The following is a 22,103-nucleotide window of genomic DNA, read 5'->3' on the forward strand; positions in this document are numbered from 1 at the left end:
TTTTCGTTTTTTTAAAATAACCTTTTGCGCTCCGGTGATTTCCAGCGGCTTTTGCTTGACAGCAGGCTGCGGTACGGCTTAAAATAATATGAATATTTTTGAAGAGATAATTTCCGCGGACAAGGAGGCGCCCATGACATATGCAAAGAAACGCAAGCGAAAGCTGATGCGGAATATGAGATTCAACCTGATCCTGTTTTTTGTGCTGATCGGCATCGGGATTTTCAGCTTTCACATGGTGAAGGAGGTACTTTTAAAATCCTCCCAGGATCTTGGCAGCGCCCTGGCGGCCAACTGTGCGTCGGAAATGCAGAATCAGCTTACGGTTTATGAGACGCTGCTGAATTTTGGGGAAGATCAGGCAGACCGGCAGGAGAATACTTCGACGGAACAAATCGAAGAGTGGCTCCAGATGTATTTTGTCTGGCTTCAGCGCGTCCTCGGAAGCGATATTGTGGATCCCTATGCGATTGTGGACGGGAAAATTGTCGCGGCGAACCCATGGGAAGGTGATGATACATACGATTTCGAGTCTTCCGAGTGGTATCAGAAGGCGGCAGCGTCGCCGGGTGAGACAATTTTTACTGATGTATATAGAGATGTCATTTATGACAGGTCGGTTATAACAATCGCCCAGAAGAGCCCCTCTCAAGAGGATGATATTGTCATTGCCTTTGATATTTTCCCGGAAAATTTCCAGTTCCGCGAGACGGCCCTGGATGAGCAGGAGGGAGGTTCCTTTTTCCTGTGTGACGGGAACGGTCAGATCATTTACAGTGAGACAGACTGGACCGGGCCGGAGGAGGAGCTGTCCCAGTATATCCTGGGAGTTCTCGCAAGCATTGAGCGCGGCGAGCAGGACAGCTATGATTCCAGCATCACCGACCTGGATGGAAAGCAGCGGGGTGTCTACTATACCTGGATGCCTAATGGCTGGATTTCCATTATCACGATTCCTTATTCCAGCATTCTCTGGTACCTGAGGCAGTTTTTTGCCGGCTTCTGTCTGGTGTTTCTGCTTCTTGTACTGATTCTTGCCGTTATTACCTGGAGAGAGTACAGGTTTTACAAAAAGATCGAGAGGACGGACGAGACCGTAAGAGTCCTTGGCAATTCCTATTATGCCATTTACCGAATCAATTACGGGGACGACACGTATGAGATGATTAAGGGTTCTGACTATATCCGCAGCCGGATCCCGGCGGCAGGGCCGTACAGTGAGCTTTTAACCGTCATGACAGAGGTCATCGAAGAGGAGGCGAAAGAGGAATATCTTGCCAGCTTTTCGACGGAAAATATCCGGAAGCTGGTTTCCAGGCGGATTAAGGATTTCGGCGGTGACTTCTTAAGGAAATTCGGTGAAGAGTACCGTTGGGTGAATGTGCGGATTCTGTTCGACGAGTCCCTGGCGCCGGACGAGGTGGTACTTTGCTTCAGCGAGGTGGATCAGGAAAAGCGCTCGCAGCTTCAGGAACGGAAGCTCCTAAAGAATTCCCTGGAGATGTCCCGGCAGAGCGAACAGTCCAAACAGGCCTTTTTCAGCAGCATGTCCCACGATATGCGGACGCCGCTCAACGCCATTTTAGGCCTTTCGGAGCTGGCCGAGCGGGAAGTGGAGAACCCGGGAAAGGTGAAAGGGTATTTGGAGAAAATCCTGTTTTCGGGAAGACAGCTCCTTGAGCTGATCAACGATATCCTGGACATGTCCAGGATGGAGCAGGGAAAGATGGAGATCAATACCCAGAGGTTCAATTTGAAGCGGTGCATCCAGGACTGTGCCGACAATTTCCGTTTCCAGGCGGAGCGGGAAGAGAAGAACTTCCAGGTATCATTTGAACTGGATACGGCCTATGTCATGGGAGATCCCATGCGGATTACCCAGATCGTAAACAATCTCCTGTCCAATGCTTTTAAGTTTACGTCGCCGGGGGATTCGGTTTCCGTGTCCGTCAGTGAGGTTGAGAACCAGGAATTCGGAAAGTACCGGATTGCCGTTTCGGATACTGGCACCGGTATGTCAGAGGAGTTTTTGTCACAGGTCTTCGACCCATACGCGAGGGAGACCAGGTTCGGCGCGAAAAAGGTGGCCGGAACCGGTCTCGGCATGGCGATTGTGAAGAACCTGGTGGAACAGATGAACGGGCACATTACGGTGGCGAGCAGTCTTGGGGAAGGCACCACCTTCAGCCTTGTGCTTCCCCTCGTGGCGGCCGAGCCGGAGGAAGCCGATACAGCCGGCGAGGCTGCGGCCTGCGCGGCCCCGCAGGAGATTACGTTAGAGGGGCGCCGGATCCTTTTAGCGGAAGACAACCAGATCAACATGGAGGTGGCGACGGATCTTCTTTCCATGAGCGGTGCCGAGATTGTCCAGGCATGGAACGGGAAGGAAGCCCTCGATGCGTTTAAGGATTCCGGGCTGTTTTCCTTTGATGCGATTCTCATGGATATGCAGATGCCGGTGATGAACGGCTGCGATGCGGCCAGGAAGATCCGAAAGCTTCCCCGCCCGGATGCCGGCCGGATCCCCATTGTGGCGCTGACGGCCAACGCCTTTGCCGAGGACATTGCGGCCACTGAGGAAGCCGGCATGGACGCCCATGTGTCAAAGCCCATTGATTTTACGATTCTTTGCAGGACCCTTGTGAGGCTGATTGGGGAGAGAGGGGAGTAGGCGGATTTTCCGCCATTTCCCCGCAGCTTTCCCGGCTGATATAGCGGACAGGCATTTCCACGGATTTCCGTGAATCTGCCTGTCCTTTTGTAATTTCAATCAAAAGTTCCAGGCAGATTCCTGCCATTTTTTCCATGGGGACGTGGACGATGGAGAGGGAGGGGATGGAATATTCCTCCAGCTCTTTATCTCCGTTTCCGACGCTGATAAGTTCCAGGTCGTCCGGGATCCGGATTCCGGCGTCATGGAAGGCCTTCAGAGCGCCGACGGCAATGGCATCGGAGGCGCAGAACAGGCAGTCAGGGAGCGCCGGAAGGGAGAGAATCCCCGAGGCGCCTAAGAAACCGCCGGCCATGGAATTTTCCTGTTCCAGAACAGCGTCCACGGTCATTCCGGCTGATTTACATGTCTGGCAGAAGCTGTCAATCCGGTCGTCCATGCCTTCAAAAACCGGTTCCGCCGACAGGACGGCCGCATGCTTGTGGCCCCTGGAGGCGAAAACCTCGGCGGCTTTTGCGCCGAGAAGCCGGTCGTCAATGGTTACGGTGTTAAAACGGTCGGACGGCCGGTTGTAGAGGACGACGGGGACGCGGATGTCTGCATTTTCCAGAAATTCCATGTCTCTTTTTGTGGCGTTGCAGACGATGGCTGCATGGAACAGGTTCATCTCTTTTAAAGACATTTCTTTTTCCAGCTCGTTAATCGTATAAGGATGCATGATGATTTCACAATTATGACTGTTTTTTATGATTCCGTCCTGAATGCCGCGCAGAAAGCGGACGACCATCGGGGCGCGGAAATCCCTGGCCCAGAAGACGGCGATGACAAGCTTCTGATCTTCGCCGTGGTGGCGCAGGCGGCGGGCGGAGATGTTGGGCTGGTAGCCAAGCTCCTGGGCGGCGCGCCAGACTTTCTCCTGAGTGGCCTGGGAAATTTTTCGTTCTCCTGCTTCCCCTCGCAGGACGAGGGATACGGTGCTGACGGAGACGCCGACATAAGCGGCCAGTTCTTTTATCGTAGGCATATGGACAACTCCTTATAAGTTCGCAAAAAAGACTTGACATGGCAAGCCTGAAAGCGTATGATTATTTTTAAGTAGAACGTTCTAGTATTACGTTCTAACTTTGCTAAAAACAAAATCGGACTCTTCTTTCTATTATAACGGAAACAGGGCCGATGTCAAAGCGAATCATGGCATTTCCCGCTTTTGGAGCGGCGGGAAATGGCGAAAGAAGGAGGAAACCAGAGTGAAGAGAGTTTCAATCGGAGGCGGACAGGGCTTCTGGGGCGACAGCAACGATGCGGCCATCCATATGATCCGCCATGGAAATCTGGACTACATGGCATGCGACTACCTGGCGGAGTTGACCCTTTCCATCATGGAACGGCAGAAGCTTAAAAACCCCCAGGCCGGATATGCCAGGGATTTCATCGGGCTCATGAAGGAAGTGGCCCAGACAGCCTATGAAAAGAAGATCGGGATTATTACCAACGCCGGAGGCATGAACATCGAGGGCTGTGTCGGTGCCCTGAAGGAGATCGCGGAAGAGAAAGGGCTTTCCGGATACCGGATCGGCTATGTCCTCGGCGATGATATGAAGGAGCAGATCCCGGAGCTTTTGGCCAAGGGAATTTCCTTTGAAAACATGGATGAGACCGGGGATTTTGGTGAAATCCGTGACCAGATTTTGAACGCCAACGTCTATTTCGGGCATGAGCCCATTGTCCGCTGCCTGGAAGAAGGCGCTGATGTGGTTGTCACAGGGCGCGCCGCCGATTCGGCTCTGTTTTTAGCGCCGCTTCTTCATGAATTCGGCTGGAAGCCGGACGACTGGGACAACCTGGCGAGAGGGATCATGGCCGGCCATCTTTTGGAATGCGGCGGTCAGGGCGCCGGCGGCAATTACCAGTATGACTGGCGAAGCGTCCCCGACATGGATGAACTTGGATTCCCCATTGCGGAACTGTCCGATGACGGGTTTTTCATCACGAAGGCGCCGGACTGCGGCGGCGTCATCTGCGAGCAGTCCGTAAAGGAACAGTTCCTCTATGAGGTTCACGACCCGGCCAACTATATTACGCCGGACGTCAATGTGGATATCAGCCAGGCAACGGTGAAAAACGCCGGGCCGAATCGGGTGGAAATCGGGAACATTAAGGGCAAGGAGAGGCCGGACACGCTGAAGCTCTGCATCGGCTATCACGCCGGCTGGAAGGTGGTTACATATTTAAGTTTTGCATGGCCGGACGCCTATGAAAAGGCACAGTACGCGGCAGATATCCTGATGAAGAAGATGAAGCGGAAGGGGCTTAAGGCTGAGGAAATCCACATCAGCTATGTGGGGCTCAATTCCCTGCATCTCGGTGTCGCTGACATGAGCCCGGAGGCCGTGAAAAACCTCAATGAGGTGGTTTTAAGGATCGCCATCCGGACAAAGGAGAAGGCGGAGGCAGCCAAGCTGATCCCGGAGATTTCCCCGCTCCAGCTCAACGGCCCGCCAGGAGCCAGCTTCTTCGGCGGAAGAGCCAAGGTTCAGGAGGTGATCGGCCTCTGGCCGACGCTTGTGCCGCGAGACGCGGTGAAGCTGACATCTCATATTCTGGAGGTGAAATGATGGAAATTTATCTGAAGGAAATTGCACACGGCCGCTCCGGGGACAAGGGGGATACCAGCAACGTCTGCGTATATGCAAGAAAGCCGGAGTATTATGAAATCATTAAGCGGGAAGTGACCGCAGAAAAGGTGCGGGAATATTTTAAGGACATGGTTAAGGGCGAGATCATCCGGTACGAGGTGCCGTCCCTTGGCGGGTTCAATTTTGTGATGAAGCATGCCCTCGGCGGAGGCGCCACCTTGTCGCTGCGGCTGGATTCCCTTGGAAAATCCATGGGCTCCGCGTTCATGAGAATGAAAATCCATGTGGAGGAGGGCGAGCTTTGATGGAAGAGAGACGGGAACACGGCGCCCTGGAAAACCTTCTTGTGCTGGATTTAAGCCGGGTGGTGGCAGGGCCGTTCTGCGGCGCCATCCTCGGCGACCTGGGTGCCAGGGCCATTAAAATCGAGGTTCCGAAGCGGGGAGACGACGCCAGGGCATATGCGCCCCATGTCAACGGGGAGAGCGCCTACTTTGCCAATTTAAACCGGAATAAAGAGGGCATTACCCTGAACCTGAAATCAGAAAAGGGAAAACAGATTTTCCTGGAGCTTGTAAAAAAGGCGGATATCTTAATTGAAAATTACCGGCCCGGCGTCATGGATAAGATGGGCCTGGGATACGAGACATTAAAGCAGGTGAACAGCCGCCTGATTTACGGGGCTATTTCCGGCTTCGGAAGCTACGGGCCGTATTCGGACCGGCCGGGGTACGACATCATATCTCAGGCCATGGGCGGCCTCATGAGCGTCACCGGCCCCAAGGGTGGGCTGCCGACGAGAGCCGGCAATGCCATGGGAGACATTCTGGGCGGCATGAACTTAGCCATCGGGATTCTGGCGGCAGTCAACGCCAGGAACCTGACAGGCGAGGGGCAGCGGGTGGATATTTCCCTGGTGGATTCCGTCGTGGCGTCGCTGGAGAATGCCTTTGAGCGGTACTTTTATTCCGGACAGCTTCCGGAACGGCTCGGGAACGCTTATGCGTCGGTGGCGCCATACGATACCTATGAGGCGAAGGACGGCTATGTGGTGATTGCCTGCGGAAACCAGAAGCTTTACGAAGAGCTCTGCCGGGAAGTCCTCCATATGCCGGACATGATTGACGATGAGAGGTTTTTGACCGTGCCCCTGCGGGTGAAAAACAGCGATGTCCAGAAGCCAAGGATCGAGTCCTGGACGAAGAAATATACGGTGGCGGAGGTCGTTCGGATGGTGTCGGCCCACGGGATTCCGGCATCTCCGATTTATGATCTGAAGCAGATTGTAGAGGACGAGCACATCGCGGGCGCCAGGGAAATGTTTGTAAAGCTCACCCATCCGGTCATCGGCGAGATGACAGTCAACGGCTCGCCAATTAAGATGCTGGGGACGAAGGAAAAAATCAGAAAGCCGGCGCCGCTTTTAGGAGAGGATAATGAGCGGATTATGAAGGAGATGATTGGGATGAGCGATGAGGAGATGGAGGAGCTTCGGAAGGACGGGGTGTTTTAAGGGTATAAAGCCGGGGGCTCCAAAGAGCCCCCGAAAGTATTATATCCGGCCACAAAACCTTAATACGTCTCCAGCGGCGGCAGCACCTCGTCCGGCAGCGGGCAGGTATATCTGCCGCCGTTTCGTTTCCGCACTTCTGCCTTCGCCCGCTCAATCACCTCCGGCTGATCCATGGTGCGGACGCAGGAGAGGGCGATGACCTTGGCGGCCGTCAGGAGGCCCTTGTGGGCGATGGGGCTGCAGGACTGGGCCGTCATCTGCCAGGTGTGGCCCACATTCCCGATGCAGGCCGTGGCGATCTGGAAGTTTAAGGTGGGAGCGGCATAGCCCACGTCGCCGACGTCGGTGGAGCCGGCCGTCTGTTTGAGCTTCGCCGGGTCAAAGGGATGGATTTCGCTGTCAAGGGGCCGCTCTAAAATCTCGGAAAGCCGTTCTTCTCCATAAATCTCGATGATATTGTTCTTAATATTTTCTATGGTCTGTGCGTTGTATGTATTTAGGAACTTCCTTGCGAGCGCATAGTCGTCCTCGTCCCATTTCGGCGCGCCGACTTCCTTCAGACAGGCGTCGCCGATCTCCGCCAGGGCGTTGTTCGGCAGGTATTCGGTGAAGGCCATGGAAAGCTCATATTTCATCTCGGTTTCCGTCATGAGGGCGGCGCCGCGGGCCACGTTCACGACGCGGCGGAACAGGTCTTTCACCTGCGCCACCCAGGGCGAGCGGACTTCATAGCGGATGACGGCATGGTCGGGCACCACGTTCGGAGCCGTGCCGCCGGCGTCGATGTAGGCGTAATGGAGCCTGGCTTCCGGGATCATGTGCTCTCTTAAGTAGTTGCAGCCCACGTTCATGAGCTCGGCAGCATCCAGGGCGCTCCGGCCCAGGTACGGGCAGCCGCCGGCGTGAGCCGTGACGCCGTCAAAAATGAAGTTGGCGCCCATGATGGCGTTGCTGTGGTTGGCCTCGACGGAGTTTTCCGTGGCCGGGTGCCAGGTGTAGACAAAGTCCACATCGTTGAACATGCCGGCTCTTGCCATGAACTGCTTGGCACCGGCGCCTTCTTCCGCCGGGCATCCGAAGTAGATCACGGTGCCGTCCTTTTTGTATGCCTCAAGATATTCCTTTACGGCCAGCGCCGCGGCGAGGGCGCCTGTCCCCAGGCAGGAGTGGCCGCAGCCATGGCCGGGGCCGCCGGGAATCAACGGGGCTTTTTCCGGGAAAGCTGCCGTCTGGCTTAAGGAGGCCAGGGCATCGTATTCGCCTAAAATGCCCATGACCGGCTTTCCTGTCCCATAAGAGAAGGTACCTGTAAAGCAGGTGGGAATTCCGGCGCAGCCCGTCTTTACGGAAAACCCCTCTTCTTCCAGGATGCCGCAAAGAAGCGCTGCCGACTTTGTCTCGTGGTAGGCCAACTCGGCATACTCCCAGATCCGGTCGTTGGCATCGAGAATTTTTTCTGATTTTCGTTCAATGATCTGTTCGAGAAATTGAAGATCTGTCATGGAAAACCGTCCTTTCTGAAAAACGGATGTCCGGCGGCCAGGAACCTGCCGCCCGGAACATCAGCACATCATCACGTTACTGAAACGCTGTCATGAAGACAGTGTACTATATCTTTGGAAAATCCACAATAAAAATTTTGAAGAATTCCGGGTATTTACCTTGGCCGGCTGAAATGGTATGATATCAGAAATGAGGTCAGACAATTCAGAGGTGGCAGTATGACAGAAAAAAAGAGAAAAATTTATGTGGCGGACGATGAAAAGAATATCTGCTTTCTGATCCGGAATTTCCTGGAAAAGGAGAGCTTTGAGGTCTGCTGCTTTTATGACGGGGACTCGGTGCTTTCGGCGTGCGAAAGGGAGATGCCGGATCTCCTGGTACTGGATATCATGATGCCGGGAACCGACGGCCTCGATGTCTGCACGCGGATCCGCCAGGTGAGCAGTGTCCCGATCATCATTGTTTCAGCCAAGGATTCGCCTCTTGACAGGATCAACGGGATTACGCTGGGAAGTGACGACTATATGGTAAAGCCGTTTCTTCCGCTGGAACTGGTGACACGGGTGAAGGCGATTTTCAGGCGCATGGATGCCATGAGGCCGGAAGCGCCAAGGGAACAGGACGCACACGGCGCCGGAGAGCTTAAGCTTCATCCGGGCAGGCGGCTTGCAAAGATCCGGGAAACGGAGATTTCCCTGACGCCGCTGGAGTTTGAGTTCCTGAATTACATGCTGGCACAGCCGGAGTATGCGGCCAGCCGGGACGAGCTTCTTAAGGCACTCTGGAAGGTGGACAGCAGTCAGGTGGATACCCGCGCCGTGGACGATATGGTGAAGCGGCTGAGGCGAAAGTTTAAGGAACAGGAGGACGCAGTTCGGATCGAGACGGTCTGGGGCTACGGATTCCGGCTGTTTGTGGGAGAAGAGTCATGAAGGTCAGTATCCGGATGAAGATTTTCCTGCCGGTGGTGTTTATTTCGATCCTGTTTCCGCTGGCCTTCTGGCTGGTGTTCAGCCAGACCTTATCGGCTCACATGACCTACAATGCGAGGCGGGAGCTGGAGCGGCTGATCCGCCAGGCCGAACGGATTACAAAGGAAGAGCGGGAAGATCTGAAACGGGCGCCGGAAAATCCGGAGGATGCTCTCTACGGCATGCTCATGCGAAAGGAGCCTGGGGGCTCCGGGCTTCTCGCCGTGAATCAGGAGCAGGAGCTGCTTTTTCCGAAAAATCCGGACAGGGAAGCGGATGCCGGGCAGATCTATGAGCTTTTTATCTCGGAGGCGGGAACCTGGGAAGAACGGGAAATTTTTAGGAAAACGGCGGGAGACAGCGCCTATCTTCTTTATTATGTGCCGTTTGAAGAGGCAAACAGTCTGGTTTTTTACAGCAGGATCCATGAGGCCGAAAGCCTGTTATCCCAGGTATCCAGGCTCATGCTCCTTATCATGCTGGCGATGACGGCCATCGAGATCCTGCTGTTCTGGTTTGTGGCCGGCAGCATTTCCGGCCCGGTGCGGCGCCTCTGCGAGGCAGCCAGGGGAATCGGCGACAAGAAATTCCGGCGGGTGGAAAGCCATGCCACGGTGCGGGAGCTCTGTGAGCTGGAGGACGAGATCAACCGCATGCAGGAGAAGCTTTCGCGTGCCGACGAGGCCGAGCGGACATTTTTCCAGAACGCCTCCCATGAGCTTCGGACGCCGCTCATGTCCATCAGCGGCTATGCCCAGGGGATCCAGTGCGGCGTTTTGGAGGATGTGACCCAGGCTGCCGGCGTGATCCTCGAGGAAAGCAGCCGGCTTACCGAGGTGGTGGACGGGATTTTGTCCCTGACGCGGATGGATCAGCTCCGTTATGAGACCGTGCCGGAGGAAGTCTTCCTGGGAGAATTTTTATCAGGGCTCATGCCGAAGTTTGCAGGAATGACGGTGTCGGGGCGGATCCGCCTGGAGCTTGAGGAAAAAGAGGCGTGCACGGCTCTGGCTGACAGGACGCTTCTTGAAAAAGCCGTGGTGAATGTGGTATCCAACTGCATCCGCTATGCGTCGTCCGCCGTGCGGATTTCCTACGGAACCCGGGACGGAAAGGCCTGGCTCTCCGTGTGGGACGACGGGCCTGAAATCGCAGCAGAGGACATGGAACGGATTTTTGACAGGTTTTATAAGGGCCAGGGCGGAAACCACGGCCTCGGGCTTTCCATTGCAAAAACCTCCCTGGAATACATGGGCGGCCGGATTTCGGCCAAAAATACGGGGAATGGCCCGATGTTTGACATTTATCTTCCAACAGACAGGGAAGATGGAAAAACAGCATAAAAAACGCTGGCAATATTGGCCGGAATATGGTTAAATAGTATAGAGAGCGTCCTGGCGCCAGCGCAGGAAAAACGGCGTTCGGACGCGGATGGAAAGAAACTGGAAAGGGGTATTTTTTATGGAAACAATGGACGATTACAAGGAAGAGCTGGAAGCGACCTTTAAGAAGATCCATGTGGGAGACGTTGTCACAGGAACCGTGATCGACGTAACCGAAGATGCTGTCCTTGTGGATTTAAAAACATATGCCGACGGAATCATCCGGAAAGAGGATTTAAGCGAGGATCCGGACTTTAACATGGAAGAAGCCGTCCATCCCGGCGACGAGATTGTGGCAACGGTGATGGCGACCAACGACGGAGAAGGAAACATTGTCCTGTCCAAAAAGGATGCCAATGCCGTCCTTGCGTGGGAGAAGTTAAAAAACCTCATGGAAGAGAGAACCGTCGTGACCGTAAAGATCAGTGAGATCGTAAAGAGCGGCGCCGTCGCGTATTTAGAGGGGATCCGCGGCTTCATCCCGGCCTCCAAGCTGACGGACGGCTACGTGGAAGACCTTTCGGAGTGGGACGGGAAGTCCTTGGAGGTTACGGTCATCACGGCCGATGAGGAGAACCACCGCCTTGTGCTCTCCGGCCGCGAGGTGGCAAGGGAGAAAAAGCAGGAAGAGAAGAAAAAACAGATCGCCAAATGCGAGGTGGGCGCTGTCATGACGGGAACCGTCGATACATTAAAGCCCTACGGCGCGTTTGTGACATTGGAAAACGGCCTGTCCGGACTTCTCCATATTTCCCAGATCAGCACCCAGCGGATCAAACACCCGGGCGTCGTCTTAAAGGAAGGTCAGGAGGTGCGCGTAAAGATCATCTCCACGGCAGACGGGAAAATCAGCCTGAGCATGAAAGCCCTGGCGGAAGAGGACAATGAGCCGGAGGAGGTCTTCGACTATAAGGAAAGCGGCCAGGCGAGCACAGGGCTTGGCGCACTGTTAAAGGGAATCAAATTAAATTAGGCATAAGCCGGCCTGTGCAGAGAGGGGGCGGCAATTATGACGGAAGAGACTGAGTCTTTCGACCAGATTGACCAGTGGAAATCAACCATGTTTTTGTACAATTCGGCGTTGAAATCCATCAACACAAAGATTGAGATTTTGAACAACGAATTTGTCCAGCTTTATAACCACAGCCCGATTGAGCACATTACCTCAAGATTAAAGACGCCGGAAAGTATTGTAAAGAAGCTGAAAAACGACGGATGGGATGTCACCATTGAGAACATGGTGGAACATTTAAACGACATCGCCGGAATCCGCATCATCTGTTCCTTCATGTCGGATATCTACCAGATCGCCGACATGATCGCCAAACAGTCGGACATCACGGTGATCCATGTGAAAGACTACATCCAGCATCCGAAGGCCAATGGCTATAAGAGCTATCACATGGTGGTGACGATCCCGGTGTACTTAATCGACGGGGTCAGGAATGTGAAGGTAGAGATCCAGATCCGCACCATCGCCATGGATTTCTGGGCCAGCCTGGAACATAAAATTGCCTATAAATTCGAGGGAAACGCGCCGGATTATCTGGAGGCGGAGCTAAAGGCCTGCGCCGATGTGGTGGATATGCTGGATGCCAAGATGTTTTCCTTAAATCATGCCATCATGGAGATTGGCGAGCGCCAGAGAAAGGAAGAAGAGCGCAGGATCCAGCTTGAGGAAAACAGGAAGCGCGCCCAGGAATTAGCGGAGCGGGAGCTCCAGTGATGAGCCGGAGGGCTCCTGGCAGACAAAAACTGAGACACGGAGGAAGACATGAGAGCTGTACTGCAAAGAGTAAACCGCGCTGCGGTCTGCGTGGACGGTGAGGAGATCGGGAAGATCGGAAAGGGGTTTCTGATTCTTCTTGGCGTTTCCGACCGGGACGACGAGGCGGTGGCCGACAAGCTGGCAGATAAAATATGCAAGCTGAGGATTTTTGAGGATGAAAACGGGAAGACGAACCTGTCTTTGGCGGACGTGGACGGCGAGCTTCTGGTGGTGAGCCAGTTTACGCTGTACGCAGACTGCAAAAAGGGCAACCGTCCCAGCTTCATCGGAGCCGGAGCGCCGGAGGCTGCAAACCGGCTTTATGAGTATTTTATGGAGCGGTGCAGAACCCATGTAAAAACCGTAGAACACGGGAGCTTCGGCGCCGACATGAAAATTGAGCTTGTCAATGACGGGCCGTTTACACTGATGCTGGACAGCGAAACGCTGTTTGCAAAATGAAACAGTTCCGCCATGCCATTCATCATTTGACGGATTCCATGATATTGGCTGACGAGAGATGGTATTGGCCGTCAAATGATTCATGTCGGGCGTCCGCCCTATATCCACATATGACAAACTCCGCTTTGTGAGCAAGCTCCCACGCGGCATTTTGTCATATGTGCCTGCATGGCGGAACTGTTAGCACAAAATAAGGAGGACAAAAGAATTATGAACGCAAAAGAAATGGAAAAAGAGCTTCTCTGGAAAGCACCCCATATCGGGGAAGAAGCGCCGGAGCAGAGAGAAAAGGCAGCAGAATTCTGCGAGGGCTACAAGGAGTTTTTAAATAAGGGAAAGACAGAGCGGGAATGCGTAAAGGAAGCCGTCCGGATGTTAGAGGCGGCCGGCTATCGGAAATTTGATGAAAAGGAAACTTATAAAGCCGGCGATAAGGTTTACTGGAACAACCGCGGAAAGTCCCTGGCAGCAGCCACCATCGGAACGGCGTCCCTGGAGGACGGCCTTCGGATGAACGGGGCGCATATCGATTCCCCGCGTCTCGACTTAAAGCCGAACCCGCTGTTTGAGAAAGGGGAAATCGCCTACTTAAAGCCGCATTATTACGGCGGAATCCGGAAATACCAGTGGGGAGCCGTACCGCTTGCCATGCACGGCGTCGTTGTGAAGAAGAACGGGGAAGCCGTGGAGATTTCCATCGGCGAGAAAGAGGGCGAGCCGCAGTTCTGCATCACCGACCTGCTTCCCCATCTGGCAGCCGACCAGAACGCAAGGAAATTAAATGAGGGCTTAAAGGGCGAGGAGTTAAACATTGTTATCGGCTCCATCCCGTATCTCGACGAGGAGAAGGAGAAAATCAAAGAGCCGGTGAAGCTCATGGCTATGAAGCTTCTTTACGACCAGTACGGAATCACGGAGAGGGATTTCACAAGGGCAGAGATCGAACTGGTGCCGGCATACAAGGCTGTGGACATCGGTCTGGACAAGAGCCTCGTTGGTTCCTACGGACAGGACGACAGGGTATGCGCGTACACGGCGCTGATGGCAGAAATCGAGAGCAAGAGCCCGGTACACACGACCTTCACGATCTTAGCTGACAAGGAAGAGGTCGGCTCTGTCGGAAATACGGGCCTGAACTCCGACTTCGTCCTTCATATGATCGAGGAGCTCTGCGAGAACCAGGGCGCATCTTCCAGAAAGACCCTGAAAAATTCCATCTGCCTGTCTTCGGACGTGAACGCGGCGTACGATCCCACGTTCCCGGCCGTTTACGAGGAGCGGAACTCCTGCTACATCAATAAGGGCTGTGTCCTGACAAAATACACGGGCGCCAGAGGTAAATCCGGCAGCAGCGACGCCAGCGCGGAAACCATGTCCAAGGTCATTGACATCATGGATGAAAACGGCGTTTACTGGCAGACCGGCGAGCTGGGTGCCGTGGATGTAGGCGGCGGCGGAACCATCGCCATGTTCGTGGCAGCCATGGACGTGGATGTGGTGGATCTGGGAGTGCCGATCCTTTCGATGCATGCGCCGTTTGAGCTCGCTTCCAAGCTGGATGTGTATAATACATACCGGGCGTTTGCGGCGTTTTATAAATAAGGAGCATATGGGAGGGCGCATGCGGGAAACTGAGCATGCGTCCTCTTTTTGAATCGGAAAAGATATAAATTTTCGTGCAAAGCATTGCTTTTTTCGTGCAAATGGCATATACTAAAAGAGCCAGCAGAAAGGGGTTGATGATATGGCTGGAAATACCACAAACATCAGTATCCGCATGGATGCAGATTTGAAAGCACAGGCTGACGCTTTGTTTAGTGAGCTTGGCATGAACCTGTCGACTGCGTTTAATATTTTTGTGCGCCAGTCTCTTCGTGTGGGCGGCATTCCCTTTGAAGTAAAACTGGAACAGCCCAGCAAAGAAACAATAGCAGCAATGCTGGAAGCGGAGAGGATTGCAAAAGATCCGTCTGTGAAGGGCTATGATGACCTTGACGAGCTGTTTGCAGACTTGAAAAAATGAGAAGGACGAAATACACAGTCAAGTACACGACAGGTTTTAAAAAAGATTACAAGCGGGCAATCAAGCGTGGACTGAAAATTGAATTGCTGGAACAGGTTGTAACACTGCTGGCAATGGGTGAAACACTGCCGGAGAAAAACCGTGATCACGATCTGTCTGGTGATTGGGTAGGACACCGGGAATGCCATATTCTTCCGGACTGGCTGCTCATTTACCGTATTGAGGACGATGTTCTGGTGCTGACACTGGCACGTACCGGGACACACAGCGATTTATTTGGAAAATAAAATCTAAACGGCCGCCGTGCAGGAAAATATGTACGGCGGTTTTTCACCTCACCTTTCGTGTTTCTTAATATTATGTAAAATCCCTTCCTTTCCGCCCCGGATTATGATAAAATCGTGAAACGAGGTTTCCCCTCTCAAATTAAGCAGTTAAGGAGAAGAAAACAAAGCATGAGAAAAATCATAAAAGCAGGACTCTGCATGGCCGTTTTGGCTCTTGCCGTGACGGGGTGCCAGAATAAAACGGAAGAAAGCGAGAGCACGGCTGCTGCGGCGACAACGGCGGCAGAAGCCGGGACGAAATCGGAGGAAGAGCTGACCGACGAAAGCAGCATCACCCTCGGAGAGTATAAAGGGCTGTCCCTGACCATGTCAAAGGCCGAGGTGACGGACGAGGAGATCGACGAGCAGATCGGCTACATTGTAAGCCTGTTCCCCAACGAGGAGGAAGTGACAGGACGCCCGGCGCAGGAAGGCGATACGGCCAACATCGACTATGAGGGCACCAAGGACGGCGTTGCCTTTGCAGGCGGAACGGCTCAGGGCATGGATCTGGAGCTTGGAAGCGGCCGGTTCATCGACGGTTTTGAGGACGGCGTCATCGGCATGGAGATCGGCGAGGAAAAGGATTTAAACCTGACCTTCCCGGATCCCTATGAAAACAACCCGGATCTGGCCGGCCAGCCCGTCGTGTTCCACGTAAAGCTCAACAGCCTGAAGGTATTAAGCGACCCGGCCCGCGACGATGCGCTTGCAAAGCGCGCCATGGACGATGAGAACGCCACCATGGAGCTTCTCGAGGCGCAGATCTACGAGAACCTGCTGCTCCAGAAGGAGCGGAGCGCCTTTTATGAGGCGGGAAACCAGGCACTCGTCCAGATCATTGACAATTCGGAGATCACCTGCGACCCGGATGCTGTCGAGGAGATGGTAAACCAGCTGACACAGACCTACACGATCTATGCGTCCCAGTACGGCATGGAGTTAGAGGATTTCTTGAGCCTGTTCCTGGGCATGGATATGGCTGGACTCGAGGAAAATGCAGAAAATCTTGTGAAGCAGCAGATGGTGTTAGACGAGGTGATCCGCCTGGAGAATGTCGAGCCGACCGACGAACAGAAGGAAGAGCTTGCGAAGGCCAACAACTTTGACAGCGTGGACGCGCTGATCCAGACCTACGGCGAGGAATCGGCCAATGACTTGTTTATGATGGAAGCCGCATATCATTTCCTGGTGGACAACGCCAATGTGACGGTGACGGAAGATAACGGCACGGCGGCTGACACGCCGGCAGAAAGTACGGCAGAAGAGACGGAGACGGCGGCAGAATAAGGCGGCCGCCTTCGTCCGGATACGGAGGAGAAGAGTATGAAGCTTCTGGAAGACAGGATTCGGAGAGACGGAAAAGTCCGGGAGGGGAATGTCCTCAAGGTGGACAGCTTTTTGAATCATCAGATGGACATCGGCCTGTTAAATGAGATCGGCAAAGAGTTCCGGCGTCTGTTCCCGGAACCGGAGATCAATAAAATTCTGACGATTGAGGCCTCCGGCATTGGGATTGCCTGCATTGCCGCCCAGTATTTCGGCGTGCCGGTGGTTTTTGCGAAGAAAAACAAGACGAAGAACATTGCCGGCGGCGTCTATACGGCGAAGGTGGAGTCCTTTACCCATGGGCGTACCTACGACATCATGGTTTCCAGGGATTTTCTGGGAAAAGGGGACAAGGTGCTTCTGATCGATGATTTCCTTGCAAACGGAAAGGCCCTGGAAGGCCTCATAAGCCTTTCCGAGGAAGCCGGTGCAGAGGTCATCGGCGCCGGTGTCGTCATCGAAAAGGGCTTCCAGAGCGGCGGCGAAGCCATCCGGAAGCGCGGCATCCATCTGGAATCGCTGGCAATCGTAGACGGCATGGACGAAAAAACAGGAGAGATCACGTTCCGGAACGGGGACGGGAAGAGATAACATGGAAAGAAAAGCATTGTTTTTTGACATAGACGGGACGCTTCTTGGGGAGAAGAGCCGAAAAATCCCGGAAAGCGCCGCAGAGGCCCTAAGAAAAGCAAGAGAAAAAGGCCATCTGGTCTTTATAAATTCCGGGCGGGCCAGGTGCCTGATGCAGGACGTGGAGGAAAGCGGGATCCCCGTGGACGGCTATCTCTGCGGCTGCGGCACGTACATCGAGATCGGCGGGAAAAAAGTCCTTCACAACACGGTTCCGGCCGGCCGCCGCCTGGAAATCCAGAAAGCGATCATAAGTCACAGGCTGGAAGGCGTCTTAGAGGGCATGGAGGCCTGCTGCGCCAGGGAAGGCGTCTCTCCGCTGGAATCCGTGGAGCGGATGAAAAATTCCTTAAGGCGCCGCGGCGTCCTTATCACTGACGACTGGGAAAAGGCGGCGGACTTTGACAAATTCTGTGTGGAAGTAGTAGAAGAAAGCGATATCGACGGCTTCCTCAAATTCCTGGAGCCGGACTTTGCGGCCATTGACCGCGGGCACGGCCTCTACGAATGCGTGCCGGCCGGCTTTAACAAGGCTGCGGCCATGGAATTTATCCTGCGGTATTTTGATATTCCCTGGGAACAGTCCTACGCCTTCGGCGACAGCAGCAACGACCTTGCCATGATCCGCTATGCCTGCAATTCCGTCATCATGGGAAAGCACGATGCAGTCCTTGAGCCATATGCCACGTTTGTGACGAAGACCGTGGAAGAGGACGGCATCGCCTATGCCTTTGAAGCCTTAGCGATTCTGTGACGGCGTCGCGGGCTGCCGGTTTTCTGTGCCTGCGGCGACGGCATCTTCGTAATACCGGATTTTACTGCGGATGGTCTCCTGATAGAGCTGCATCTGCGCCATTTTCTGTTCAAAACGCGCCTGATGGTCTTTCATGATCGCAAGGCGCTTTTTTAATGTCGCATCCCCCTCCATGCAGAGTGCAACGAAATCGCGGATCTCATGGATGGACATCCCCGTATTCTTTAAGCATGTGATGGTCTTTAACCACTGGAAATCACTGTCTTTGAATCTTCTCGTGCCGTCCGGCGCCTTGTCCAAAAACGGCATCAGCCCCTCCTTGTCGTAATAGCGGAGCGTATAAACGGAGAGGCCGGCCTTTTCGGCGGCCTGGGAAACGGTATAAGTCATATGTATCACCTCGCTTTCCATTGTAACCCCTGGAGTACACTCTATGTCAAGAAAATTTGCGCTTGACTTAGACTATACTCGAGGGAGTATGCTGATAAAAAAGAAACCGAAGCAATTTGCCTGTGCCTGGCATGAGCCAGGGGAAAGGGGAAGATTATGGAATACCGGAAACTGCCGCACGGCGGAGAAAAAATCAGTGTCATCGGCCTTGGAATGGGCTCCGTGACGGGCACGGAGGAGGAGATTGTCTGTCTTCTCAATACAGCCATTGAAAATGGGGTCAATTTCTTTGACCTGGCGGCCTCGGAGGAAGCGCCGTACCATGCATACGCAAAGGCCTTCGAGGGACGCCGGGAACAGCTTATCACGCAGATGCATTTCGGCGCAGTCTATGACAATGGGAAATACGGCTGGTCGAGGGATTTAAAGCGGATTAAGGAACAGTTTGAATGGGAGCTTTCCCTGTTCCATACGGACTATACGGATCTCGGCTATATCCACTGCGTCGACGAGCCGGACGACTTAAAGGAAATCATGGAGGGCGGAATCTGGGACTACATGAAAGGCCTGAAAAGCGAGGGGAAAATCCGCCATCTCGGTTTTTCCTCCCACAACCCGGAGATTGCGAGACGCCTTCTTGAGACGGGGCTCATCGACATGTTCATGTTCAGCATCAACCCGGCCTACGACTACCAGAAAGGCAAATACGCCATCGGCGAGGCGAAGGAGCGGGCAGATTTATACCGGGACTGCGAAAAGCTCGGCGTCGGGATTTCCGTCATGAAGCCATTTGCAGGCGGCCAGCTTTTGAATGAAAAGACTTCCCTGTTCCACCGCGCCCTGACGGAGACTCAGTGTATCCAGTATGCACTGGACCGGCCGGCTGTTTTAACGGTGCTGCCGGGAGTTCGGGATGTGAATGATTTAAAGACGGTGCTCCGGTACCTCAAGGCCTCGGAGGCGGAAAAGGACTATTCGGTGATCGCAGAATTTACGCCGCAGAATGCCGACGGGATCTGCGTTTACTGCAACCACTGCCAGCCGTGCCCGAGGGGGCTCAACGTGGGCTTAATCAACAAGTATTACGATCTGGCCCTGGCCGGAGACGAGATGGCAAAGGGACATTACGAAAAGCTGTCCGTAAAGGCCGGTGACTGTGTAAAATGCGGCCACTGCGAGTCCCGCTGCCCCTTCCATGTGAAGCAGGAGGCGCGGATGGAGGAAATCGCCGCCTATTTTGGAAAATAAAAGGCAGAACGCCGCCAGGCCCCTGTTTTGCGGGCCGGCGGCGTTTGGACGCATGTGCCGTCTTATTCCGATACTCTTTCGTTGATTACAAGCGCCATGATCTCAAGGGGTTCCTCGGACGGATTTTCGATGGCATGGCTCTGTCCGACCTCGATGACGCAGACGTCGCCGGGATGGATTTCCGTCCTCGTGCCGTCGTTGTCCACAAAAATGCCGTTTCCCTTTATGACATAATACGGCTCCGTATTCCCCACATGCTGATGAAAGCCTATGGACGCATGGGGCGGCAGAATGACATGGGCGTACATGGTGCCGTGGCCCATGAGCTCGTCCTTGCTTAAAATATGGCGGAGTTCAACGGTTCCCTCGCCGCCTCGGAGCCCCTGAACAAACACTGATTCTGTTTTTCTTACCATGGAATGACCTCCTTCGATTGATCCTGTCTCCAGAATAGCATAAATCCCGAAAAAAGTAAAATTCCTTTGCTTTACAGGCAAACGCGAATCGTGTCGAAACTTGCGGCCGATTTTGCTTTCCATTTGGCAGAAAATGTATTATAAAGGTAGTGATACTGCTAGGTATCCGAATGGTGTATGCAAAGGGGGCAGAATGATGAGCGTTGAGGAACGCATTGCTGCTTTGGAACAGGAAAATATCAGGCTGAAAGAAGACAATGAAAAGCTTATGAGCATAATCGCCCAGATGAAAGTGACATTGAACCGCCTGGTAAAACATTATATTTCTGAAGGCAGTCTATAAACATGTCCCGCGGTTAAAAAAAAATGGCCTCTGCGGGGTACGCAGAAGCCATTCCCTTTTTTTGCAAATCAGGTGTGCTCTTTACTGTAAGATCCCATTCGTATCAACAACCCAGATGGTGCCGTTGGCATCCTTGAAATCCTTAAAGCCGCGTCCGAGCTCCGGCTTCACGGAAGAAGTGGAGGAGGAAGATGCCTTCTGGACAGAACCGGTGGTGTTCACCAGATATCTGCTGCCCTCGAACTCAACGGGAGCGTAGCGCACATCAGAACTTGCCTCCTGACGTTTTCCGTTGATATAGAGCGTGTTGTCTCTCAGACCGTGGTAGCCCTGGCCCTTCTGCTCGCCGTCGGTATAGAAGTACCAGCTCTCTGTCTCACCTGTCTCTTCGTTGTAAATATTCTGTTTGCCGGTCTTCATGACGCCGTTCTCGTCAAAGTAGAAGTTGGCCGTCTTTCCGTCACCGATATTCACAGACTGCTTTCCTGTCTGCATCTCACCGCGCTCGTTGAACGCATATTTTTTTGCGTCCACCGTAAAGAGCTGGTTCCCAGCCGTCTCGGAGAAATAGGAACGTCCATCTTTAAAATAGAAGGTGTAGGTCTCATCCATGTCGTGAATGCCTTCGACGCCCTCGATGGTGCGCCATCCTTCCGCGCGCTTTCCGTCACCTTCTTCACCGTAATACTGGTAGGCGCCGACAGACGGTGCTTTCGTTTCTGCCGCATTGGAAGCCGTCTCAGAGCCGGTTCCTGCCTCTTCCTTATCAATCAGGATCCAGCCGGTCTGCATCCTGCCGTTTACGAAGGTGTAGTATGCGCCATTGATTTTTTTATCCACATGGTTTTCTACCATTTTTCCGTCAGACTCAAAATAGTACCAGGAATCGGAAGCGCCCGGAACAGCAGCGCCGTCGTCTAACTTCAGCCAGCCGGTCTTCATGGCGCCGTCGTCACCGAAATAGTAGGTGGAACTGCCGACCGCCGTTTTTCCTGTCTGCATCTGGCCGGCATCGTTGAAGTAATACCATTTGCTGTCCAGCTTCAGCCACTTGGAGGCAGCCGCCTTGCCGTCCTTTTCAAAGTAGTACCAGAAGGAAGCAGGGGTCTCCGGGGAGTCAATGTCCTCCTCATTGCGAAGCTCGATCCAGGTGTTTTTCACCATCTTTCCGTCGCTTCCCACATAGAAGTCCTCGACCTTCTGATTGATCGTAATCTGTCCGTCTTCATCTAAAAAGTACCAGTCATCCCCGTTCTTTCTCCAGGAATCTGTCGTAAGATATCCGTCTTCATCGTAATAGACCATGGCGCCGTCTTCCTCGGTCCAGCCGGACTGGGCGGCGTAGGCGGCTCCATACGGAAGCATGCTCATAAATGCAGCAGCAGACATAACAGCAAAGAAACGTGTCTGTTTTTTCATGTTTTGATTCTCTCCTTTTTCGTGAGCGCATTTTTCTGCGCGATCTGTTGTTGCCTTACGGTGCGATTATAACAGCACCGGCAGAAGAAAATCCAGTGCAGGTTGCTGGCAGAACTGGCAGCCGGTGACAGGGACGGGAGACCCGTTGGAAGGGCGGGAAAATACCGCTTCCTTCTCCCCGCCTGCACAGATTTACTGGACTGCCTGTCTGTTATGTGGTAGAATATCCGAAGAACGTATTCTGCCGGCAGGGGCCGCTTTTTCGAGACAAGCGGAGGCGGAATGCGCGTTTGTATATGGAGAAAATGCCTGAAACAGG

At 53.7% G+C, this 22,103-nt stretch carries 22 protein-coding genes; 17 read left to right on the plus strand and 5 right to left on the minus strand.

The window, feature by feature from the left end:
- Window positions 1–133: 133 nt before the first annotated feature.
- Window positions 134–2,671 carry a response regulator gene (locus KE531_11520; GenBank protein ID MBR9954228.1) on the plus strand — a complete coding sequence of 846 codons (2,538 nt, stop codon included), beginning with the start codon at window positions 134–136 and terminating at the stop codon, window positions 2,669–2,671.
- Here KE531_11520 and KE531_11525 read toward each other — a convergent pair.
- Window positions 2,619–3,695, minus strand: a complete 1,077-nt coding sequence (locus KE531_11525; protein ID MBR9954229.1) for a LacI family DNA-binding transcriptional regulator — start codon at window positions 3,693–3,695, stop codon at window positions 2,619–2,621. The two genes, KE531_11520 and KE531_11525, sit on opposite strands and share 53 nt — an antisense overlap.
- 223 nt (window positions 3,696–3,918) lie before the next feature.
- Between KE531_11525 and KE531_11530 the strand changes: the two genes are divergently transcribed.
- From KE531_11530 to KE531_11540, 3 genes are read left to right on the plus strand one after another with little or no spacing between them, the layout of a single operon-like run.
- Complete coding sequence (locus KE531_11530; GenBank protein ID MBR9954230.1) at window positions 3,919–5,286, plus strand: DUF1446 domain-containing protein; 1,368 nt, start codon at window positions 3,919–3,921, stop codon at window positions 5,284–5,286.
- On the plus strand, window positions 5,283–5,612 hold the full coding sequence (locus KE531_11535; protein ID MBR9954231.1) for a hypothetical protein: 330 nt from the start codon (window positions 5,283–5,285) through the stop codon (window positions 5,610–5,612). Before KE531_11530 ends, KE531_11535 begins: the two co-directional genes overlap by 4 nt.
- A complete protein-coding gene (locus KE531_11540) occupies window positions 5,612–6,820 on the plus strand; it encodes a CoA transferase (GenBank protein ID MBR9954232.1) in 1,209 nt (402 codons plus the stop codon). Before KE531_11535 ends, KE531_11540 begins: the two co-directional genes overlap by 1 nt.
- A 59-nt stretch (window positions 6,821–6,879) precedes the next feature.
- Here KE531_11540 and KE531_11545 read toward each other — a convergent pair whose 3' ends face one another.
- A complete protein-coding gene (locus KE531_11545; protein MBR9954233.1) occupies window positions 6,880–8,322 on the minus strand; it encodes an amidohydrolase in 1,443 nt (480 codons plus the stop codon).
- A 219-nt stretch (window positions 8,323–8,541) separates the two neighbouring features.
- Here KE531_11545 and KE531_11550 point away from each other — a divergent pair, with 219 nt between their 5' ends.
- The 11 genes from KE531_11550 (at window position 8,542) to KE531_11600 (ending at window position 17,968) form a co-directional block, all read left to right on the plus strand.
- On the plus strand, window positions 8,542–9,255 hold the full coding sequence (locus tag KE531_11550) for a response regulator transcription factor (protein MBR9954234.1): 714 nt from the start codon (window positions 8,542–8,544) through the stop codon (window positions 9,253–9,255).
- A complete protein-coding gene (locus KE531_11555; GenBank protein ID MBR9954235.1) occupies window positions 9,252–10,637 on the plus strand; it encodes a HAMP domain-containing histidine kinase in 1,386 nt (461 codons plus the stop codon). The genes KE531_11550 and KE531_11555 overlap by 4 nt, the downstream gene beginning before the upstream one ends.
- Before the next feature lie 118 nt (window positions 10,638–10,755).
- Entirely contained in the window at window positions 10,756–11,649 is an 894-nt protein-coding gene (locus KE531_11560; GenBank protein ID MBR9954236.1) for a S1 RNA-binding domain-containing protein, read from the plus strand.
- Window positions 11,650–11,685: 36 nt separating this feature from the next.
- On the plus strand, window positions 11,686–12,402 hold the full coding sequence (locus KE531_11565; GenBank protein ID MBR9954237.1) for a GTP pyrophosphokinase family protein: 717 nt from the start codon (window positions 11,686–11,688) through the stop codon (window positions 12,400–12,402).
- Between the two features lie 48 nt (window positions 12,403–12,450).
- Complete coding sequence (gene dtd / locus KE531_11570) at window positions 12,451–12,906, plus strand: D-tyrosyl-tRNA(Tyr) deacylase (protein ID MBR9954238.1); 456 nt, start codon at window positions 12,451–12,453, stop codon at window positions 12,904–12,906.
- A 210-nt stretch (window positions 12,907–13,116) separates the two neighbouring features.
- Window positions 13,117–14,508 carry an aminopeptidase gene (locus KE531_11575; GenBank protein MBR9954239.1) on the plus strand — a complete coding sequence of 464 codons (1,392 nt, stop codon included), beginning with the start codon at window positions 13,117–13,119 and terminating at the stop codon, window positions 14,506–14,508.
- A gap of 142 nt (window positions 14,509–14,650) precedes the next feature.
- Window positions 14,651–14,929, plus strand: coding sequence for a type II toxin-antitoxin system RelB/DinJ family antitoxin (locus tag KE531_11580; protein ID MBR9954240.1), 279 nt, complete (start codon window positions 14,651–14,653; stop codon window positions 14,927–14,929).
- Window positions 14,926–15,216 (plus strand): type II toxin-antitoxin system YafQ family toxin, encoded by a 291-nt coding sequence (locus tag KE531_11585; GenBank protein MBR9954241.1) that lies wholly within the window; start codon window positions 14,926–14,928, stop codon window positions 15,214–15,216. The genes KE531_11580 and KE531_11585 overlap by 4 nt, the downstream gene beginning before the upstream one ends.
- A gap of 168 nt (window positions 15,217–15,384) precedes the next feature.
- Window positions 15,385–16,545: a trigger factor gene (gene tig / locus KE531_11590; protein ID MBR9954242.1), complete on the plus strand. Its 1,161-nt coding sequence runs from the start codon at window positions 15,385–15,387 to the stop codon at window positions 16,543–16,545.
- A 36-nt stretch (window positions 16,546–16,581) separates the two neighbouring features.
- Entirely contained in the window at window positions 16,582–17,175 is a 594-nt protein-coding gene (locus tag KE531_11595) for a xanthine phosphoribosyltransferase (GenBank protein ID MBR9954243.1), read from the plus strand.
- Window position 17,176: 1 nt separating this feature from the next.
- On the plus strand, window positions 17,177–17,968 hold the full coding sequence (locus KE531_11600; protein ID MBR9954244.1) for an HAD family phosphatase: 792 nt from the start codon (window positions 17,177–17,179) through the stop codon (window positions 17,966–17,968).
- Here KE531_11600 and KE531_11605 read toward each other — a convergent pair.
- On the minus strand, window positions 17,954–18,358 hold the full coding sequence (locus KE531_11605; protein ID MBR9954245.1) for a MerR family transcriptional regulator: 405 nt from the start codon (window positions 18,356–18,358) through the stop codon (window positions 17,954–17,956). The genes KE531_11600 and KE531_11605 overlap by 15 nt on opposite strands.
- A gap of 156 nt (window positions 18,359–18,514) precedes the next feature.
- Between KE531_11605 and KE531_11610 the strand changes: the two genes are divergently transcribed.
- Complete coding sequence (locus tag KE531_11610; protein MBR9954246.1) at window positions 18,515–19,606, plus strand: aldo/keto reductase; 1,092 nt, start codon at window positions 18,515–18,517, stop codon at window positions 19,604–19,606.
- Between the two features lie 62 nt (window positions 19,607–19,668).
- Here the strand turns inward: KE531_11610 and KE531_11615 are convergent, their stop codons facing one another.
- Complete coding sequence (locus KE531_11615; protein ID MBR9954247.1) at window positions 19,669–20,022, minus strand: cupin domain-containing protein; 354 nt, start codon at window positions 20,020–20,022, stop codon at window positions 19,669–19,671.
- Between the two features lie 193 nt (window positions 20,023–20,215).
- Between KE531_11615 and KE531_11620 the strand changes: the two genes are divergently transcribed.
- Window positions 20,216–20,365, plus strand: coding sequence for a hypothetical protein (locus tag KE531_11620; protein MBR9954248.1), 150 nt, complete (start codon window positions 20,216–20,218; stop codon window positions 20,363–20,365).
- A gap of 81 nt (window positions 20,366–20,446) precedes the next feature.
- On the opposite strand, the gene KE531_11625 is transcribed toward KE531_11620, so the two are convergent.
- A complete protein-coding gene (locus tag KE531_11625) occupies window positions 20,447–21,784 on the minus strand; it encodes a cell wall-binding protein (GenBank protein MBR9954249.1) in 1,338 nt (445 codons plus the stop codon).
- Window positions 21,785–22,103 lie beyond the last annotated feature (319 nt).

This window comes from Eubacteriaceae bacterium Marseille-Q4139 (assembly GCA_018223415.1).
GTDB lineage: Bacteria > Bacillota > Clostridia > Lachnospirales > Lachnospiraceae > CABSIM01.

Bases quoted from the DNA above. Each gene is read 5' to 3' on its own strand.
- KE531_11535 (MBR9954231.1), top strand. From the start codon at position 5,283: ATGATGGAAATTTATCTGAAGGAAATTGCACACGGCCGCTCCGGGGAC.
- KE531_11595 (MBR9954243.1), top strand. From the start codon at position 16,582: ATGAAGCTTCTGGAAGACAGGATTCGGAGAGACGGAAAAGTCCGGGAG.
- KE531_11520 (MBR9954228.1), top strand. From the start codon at position 134: ATGACATATGCAAAGAAACGCAAGCGAAAGCTGATGCGGAATATGAGA.
- KE531_11605 (MBR9954245.1), bottom strand. From the start codon at position 18,358: ATGACTTATACCGTTTCCCAGGCCGCCGAAAAGGCCGGCCTCTCCGTT.
- KE531_11620 (MBR9954248.1), top strand. From the start codon at position 20,216: ATGATGAGCGTTGAGGAACGCATTGCTGCTTTGGAACAGGAAAATATC.
- KE531_11565 (MBR9954237.1), top strand. From the start codon at position 11,686: ATGACGGAAGAGACTGAGTCTTTCGACCAGATTGACCAGTGGAAATCA.
- KE531_11600 (MBR9954244.1), top strand. From the start codon at position 17,177: ATGGAAAGAAAAGCATTGTTTTTTGACATAGACGGGACGCTTCTTGGG.
- KE531_11610 (MBR9954246.1), top strand. From the start codon at position 18,515: ATGGAATACCGGAAACTGCCGCACGGCGGAGAAAAAATCAGTGTCATC.
- KE531_11555 (MBR9954235.1), top strand. From the start codon at position 9,252: ATGAAGGTCAGTATCCGGATGAAGATTTTCCTGCCGGTGGTGTTTATT.
- KE531_11585 (MBR9954241.1), top strand. From the start codon at position 14,926: ATGAGAAGGACGAAATACACAGTCAAGTACACGACAGGTTTTAAAAAA.
- KE531_11545 (MBR9954233.1), bottom strand. From the start codon at position 8,322: ATGACAGATCTTCAATTTCTCGAACAGATCATTGAACGAAAATCAGAA.
- KE531_11560 (MBR9954236.1), top strand. From the start codon at position 10,756: ATGGAAACAATGGACGATTACAAGGAAGAGCTGGAAGCGACCTTTAAG.
- KE531_11525 (MBR9954229.1), bottom strand. From the start codon at position 3,695: ATGCCTACGATAAAAGAACTGGCCGCTTATGTCGGCGTCTCCGTCAGC.
- tig (MBR9954242.1), top strand. From the start codon at position 15,385: ATGAGAAAAATCATAAAAGCAGGACTCTGCATGGCCGTTTTGGCTCTT.
- KE531_11615 (MBR9954247.1), bottom strand. From the start codon at position 20,022: ATGGTAAGAAAAACAGAATCAGTGTTTGTTCAGGGGCTCCGAGGCGGC.
- KE531_11625 (MBR9954249.1), bottom strand. From the start codon at position 21,784: ATGAAAAAACAGACACGTTTCTTTGCTGTTATGTCTGCTGCTGCATTT.
- KE531_11575 (MBR9954239.1), top strand. From the start codon at position 13,117: ATGAACGCAAAAGAAATGGAAAAAGAGCTTCTCTGGAAAGCACCCCAT.
- dtd (MBR9954238.1), top strand. From the start codon at position 12,451: ATGAGAGCTGTACTGCAAAGAGTAAACCGCGCTGCGGTCTGCGTGGAC.
- KE531_11580 (MBR9954240.1), top strand. From the start codon at position 14,651: ATGGCTGGAAATACCACAAACATCAGTATCCGCATGGATGCAGATTTG.
- KE531_11540 (MBR9954232.1), top strand. From the start codon at position 5,612: ATGGAAGAGAGACGGGAACACGGCGCCCTGGAAAACCTTCTTGTGCTG.
- KE531_11550 (MBR9954234.1), top strand. From the start codon at position 8,542: ATGACAGAAAAAAAGAGAAAAATTTATGTGGCGGACGATGAAAAGAAT.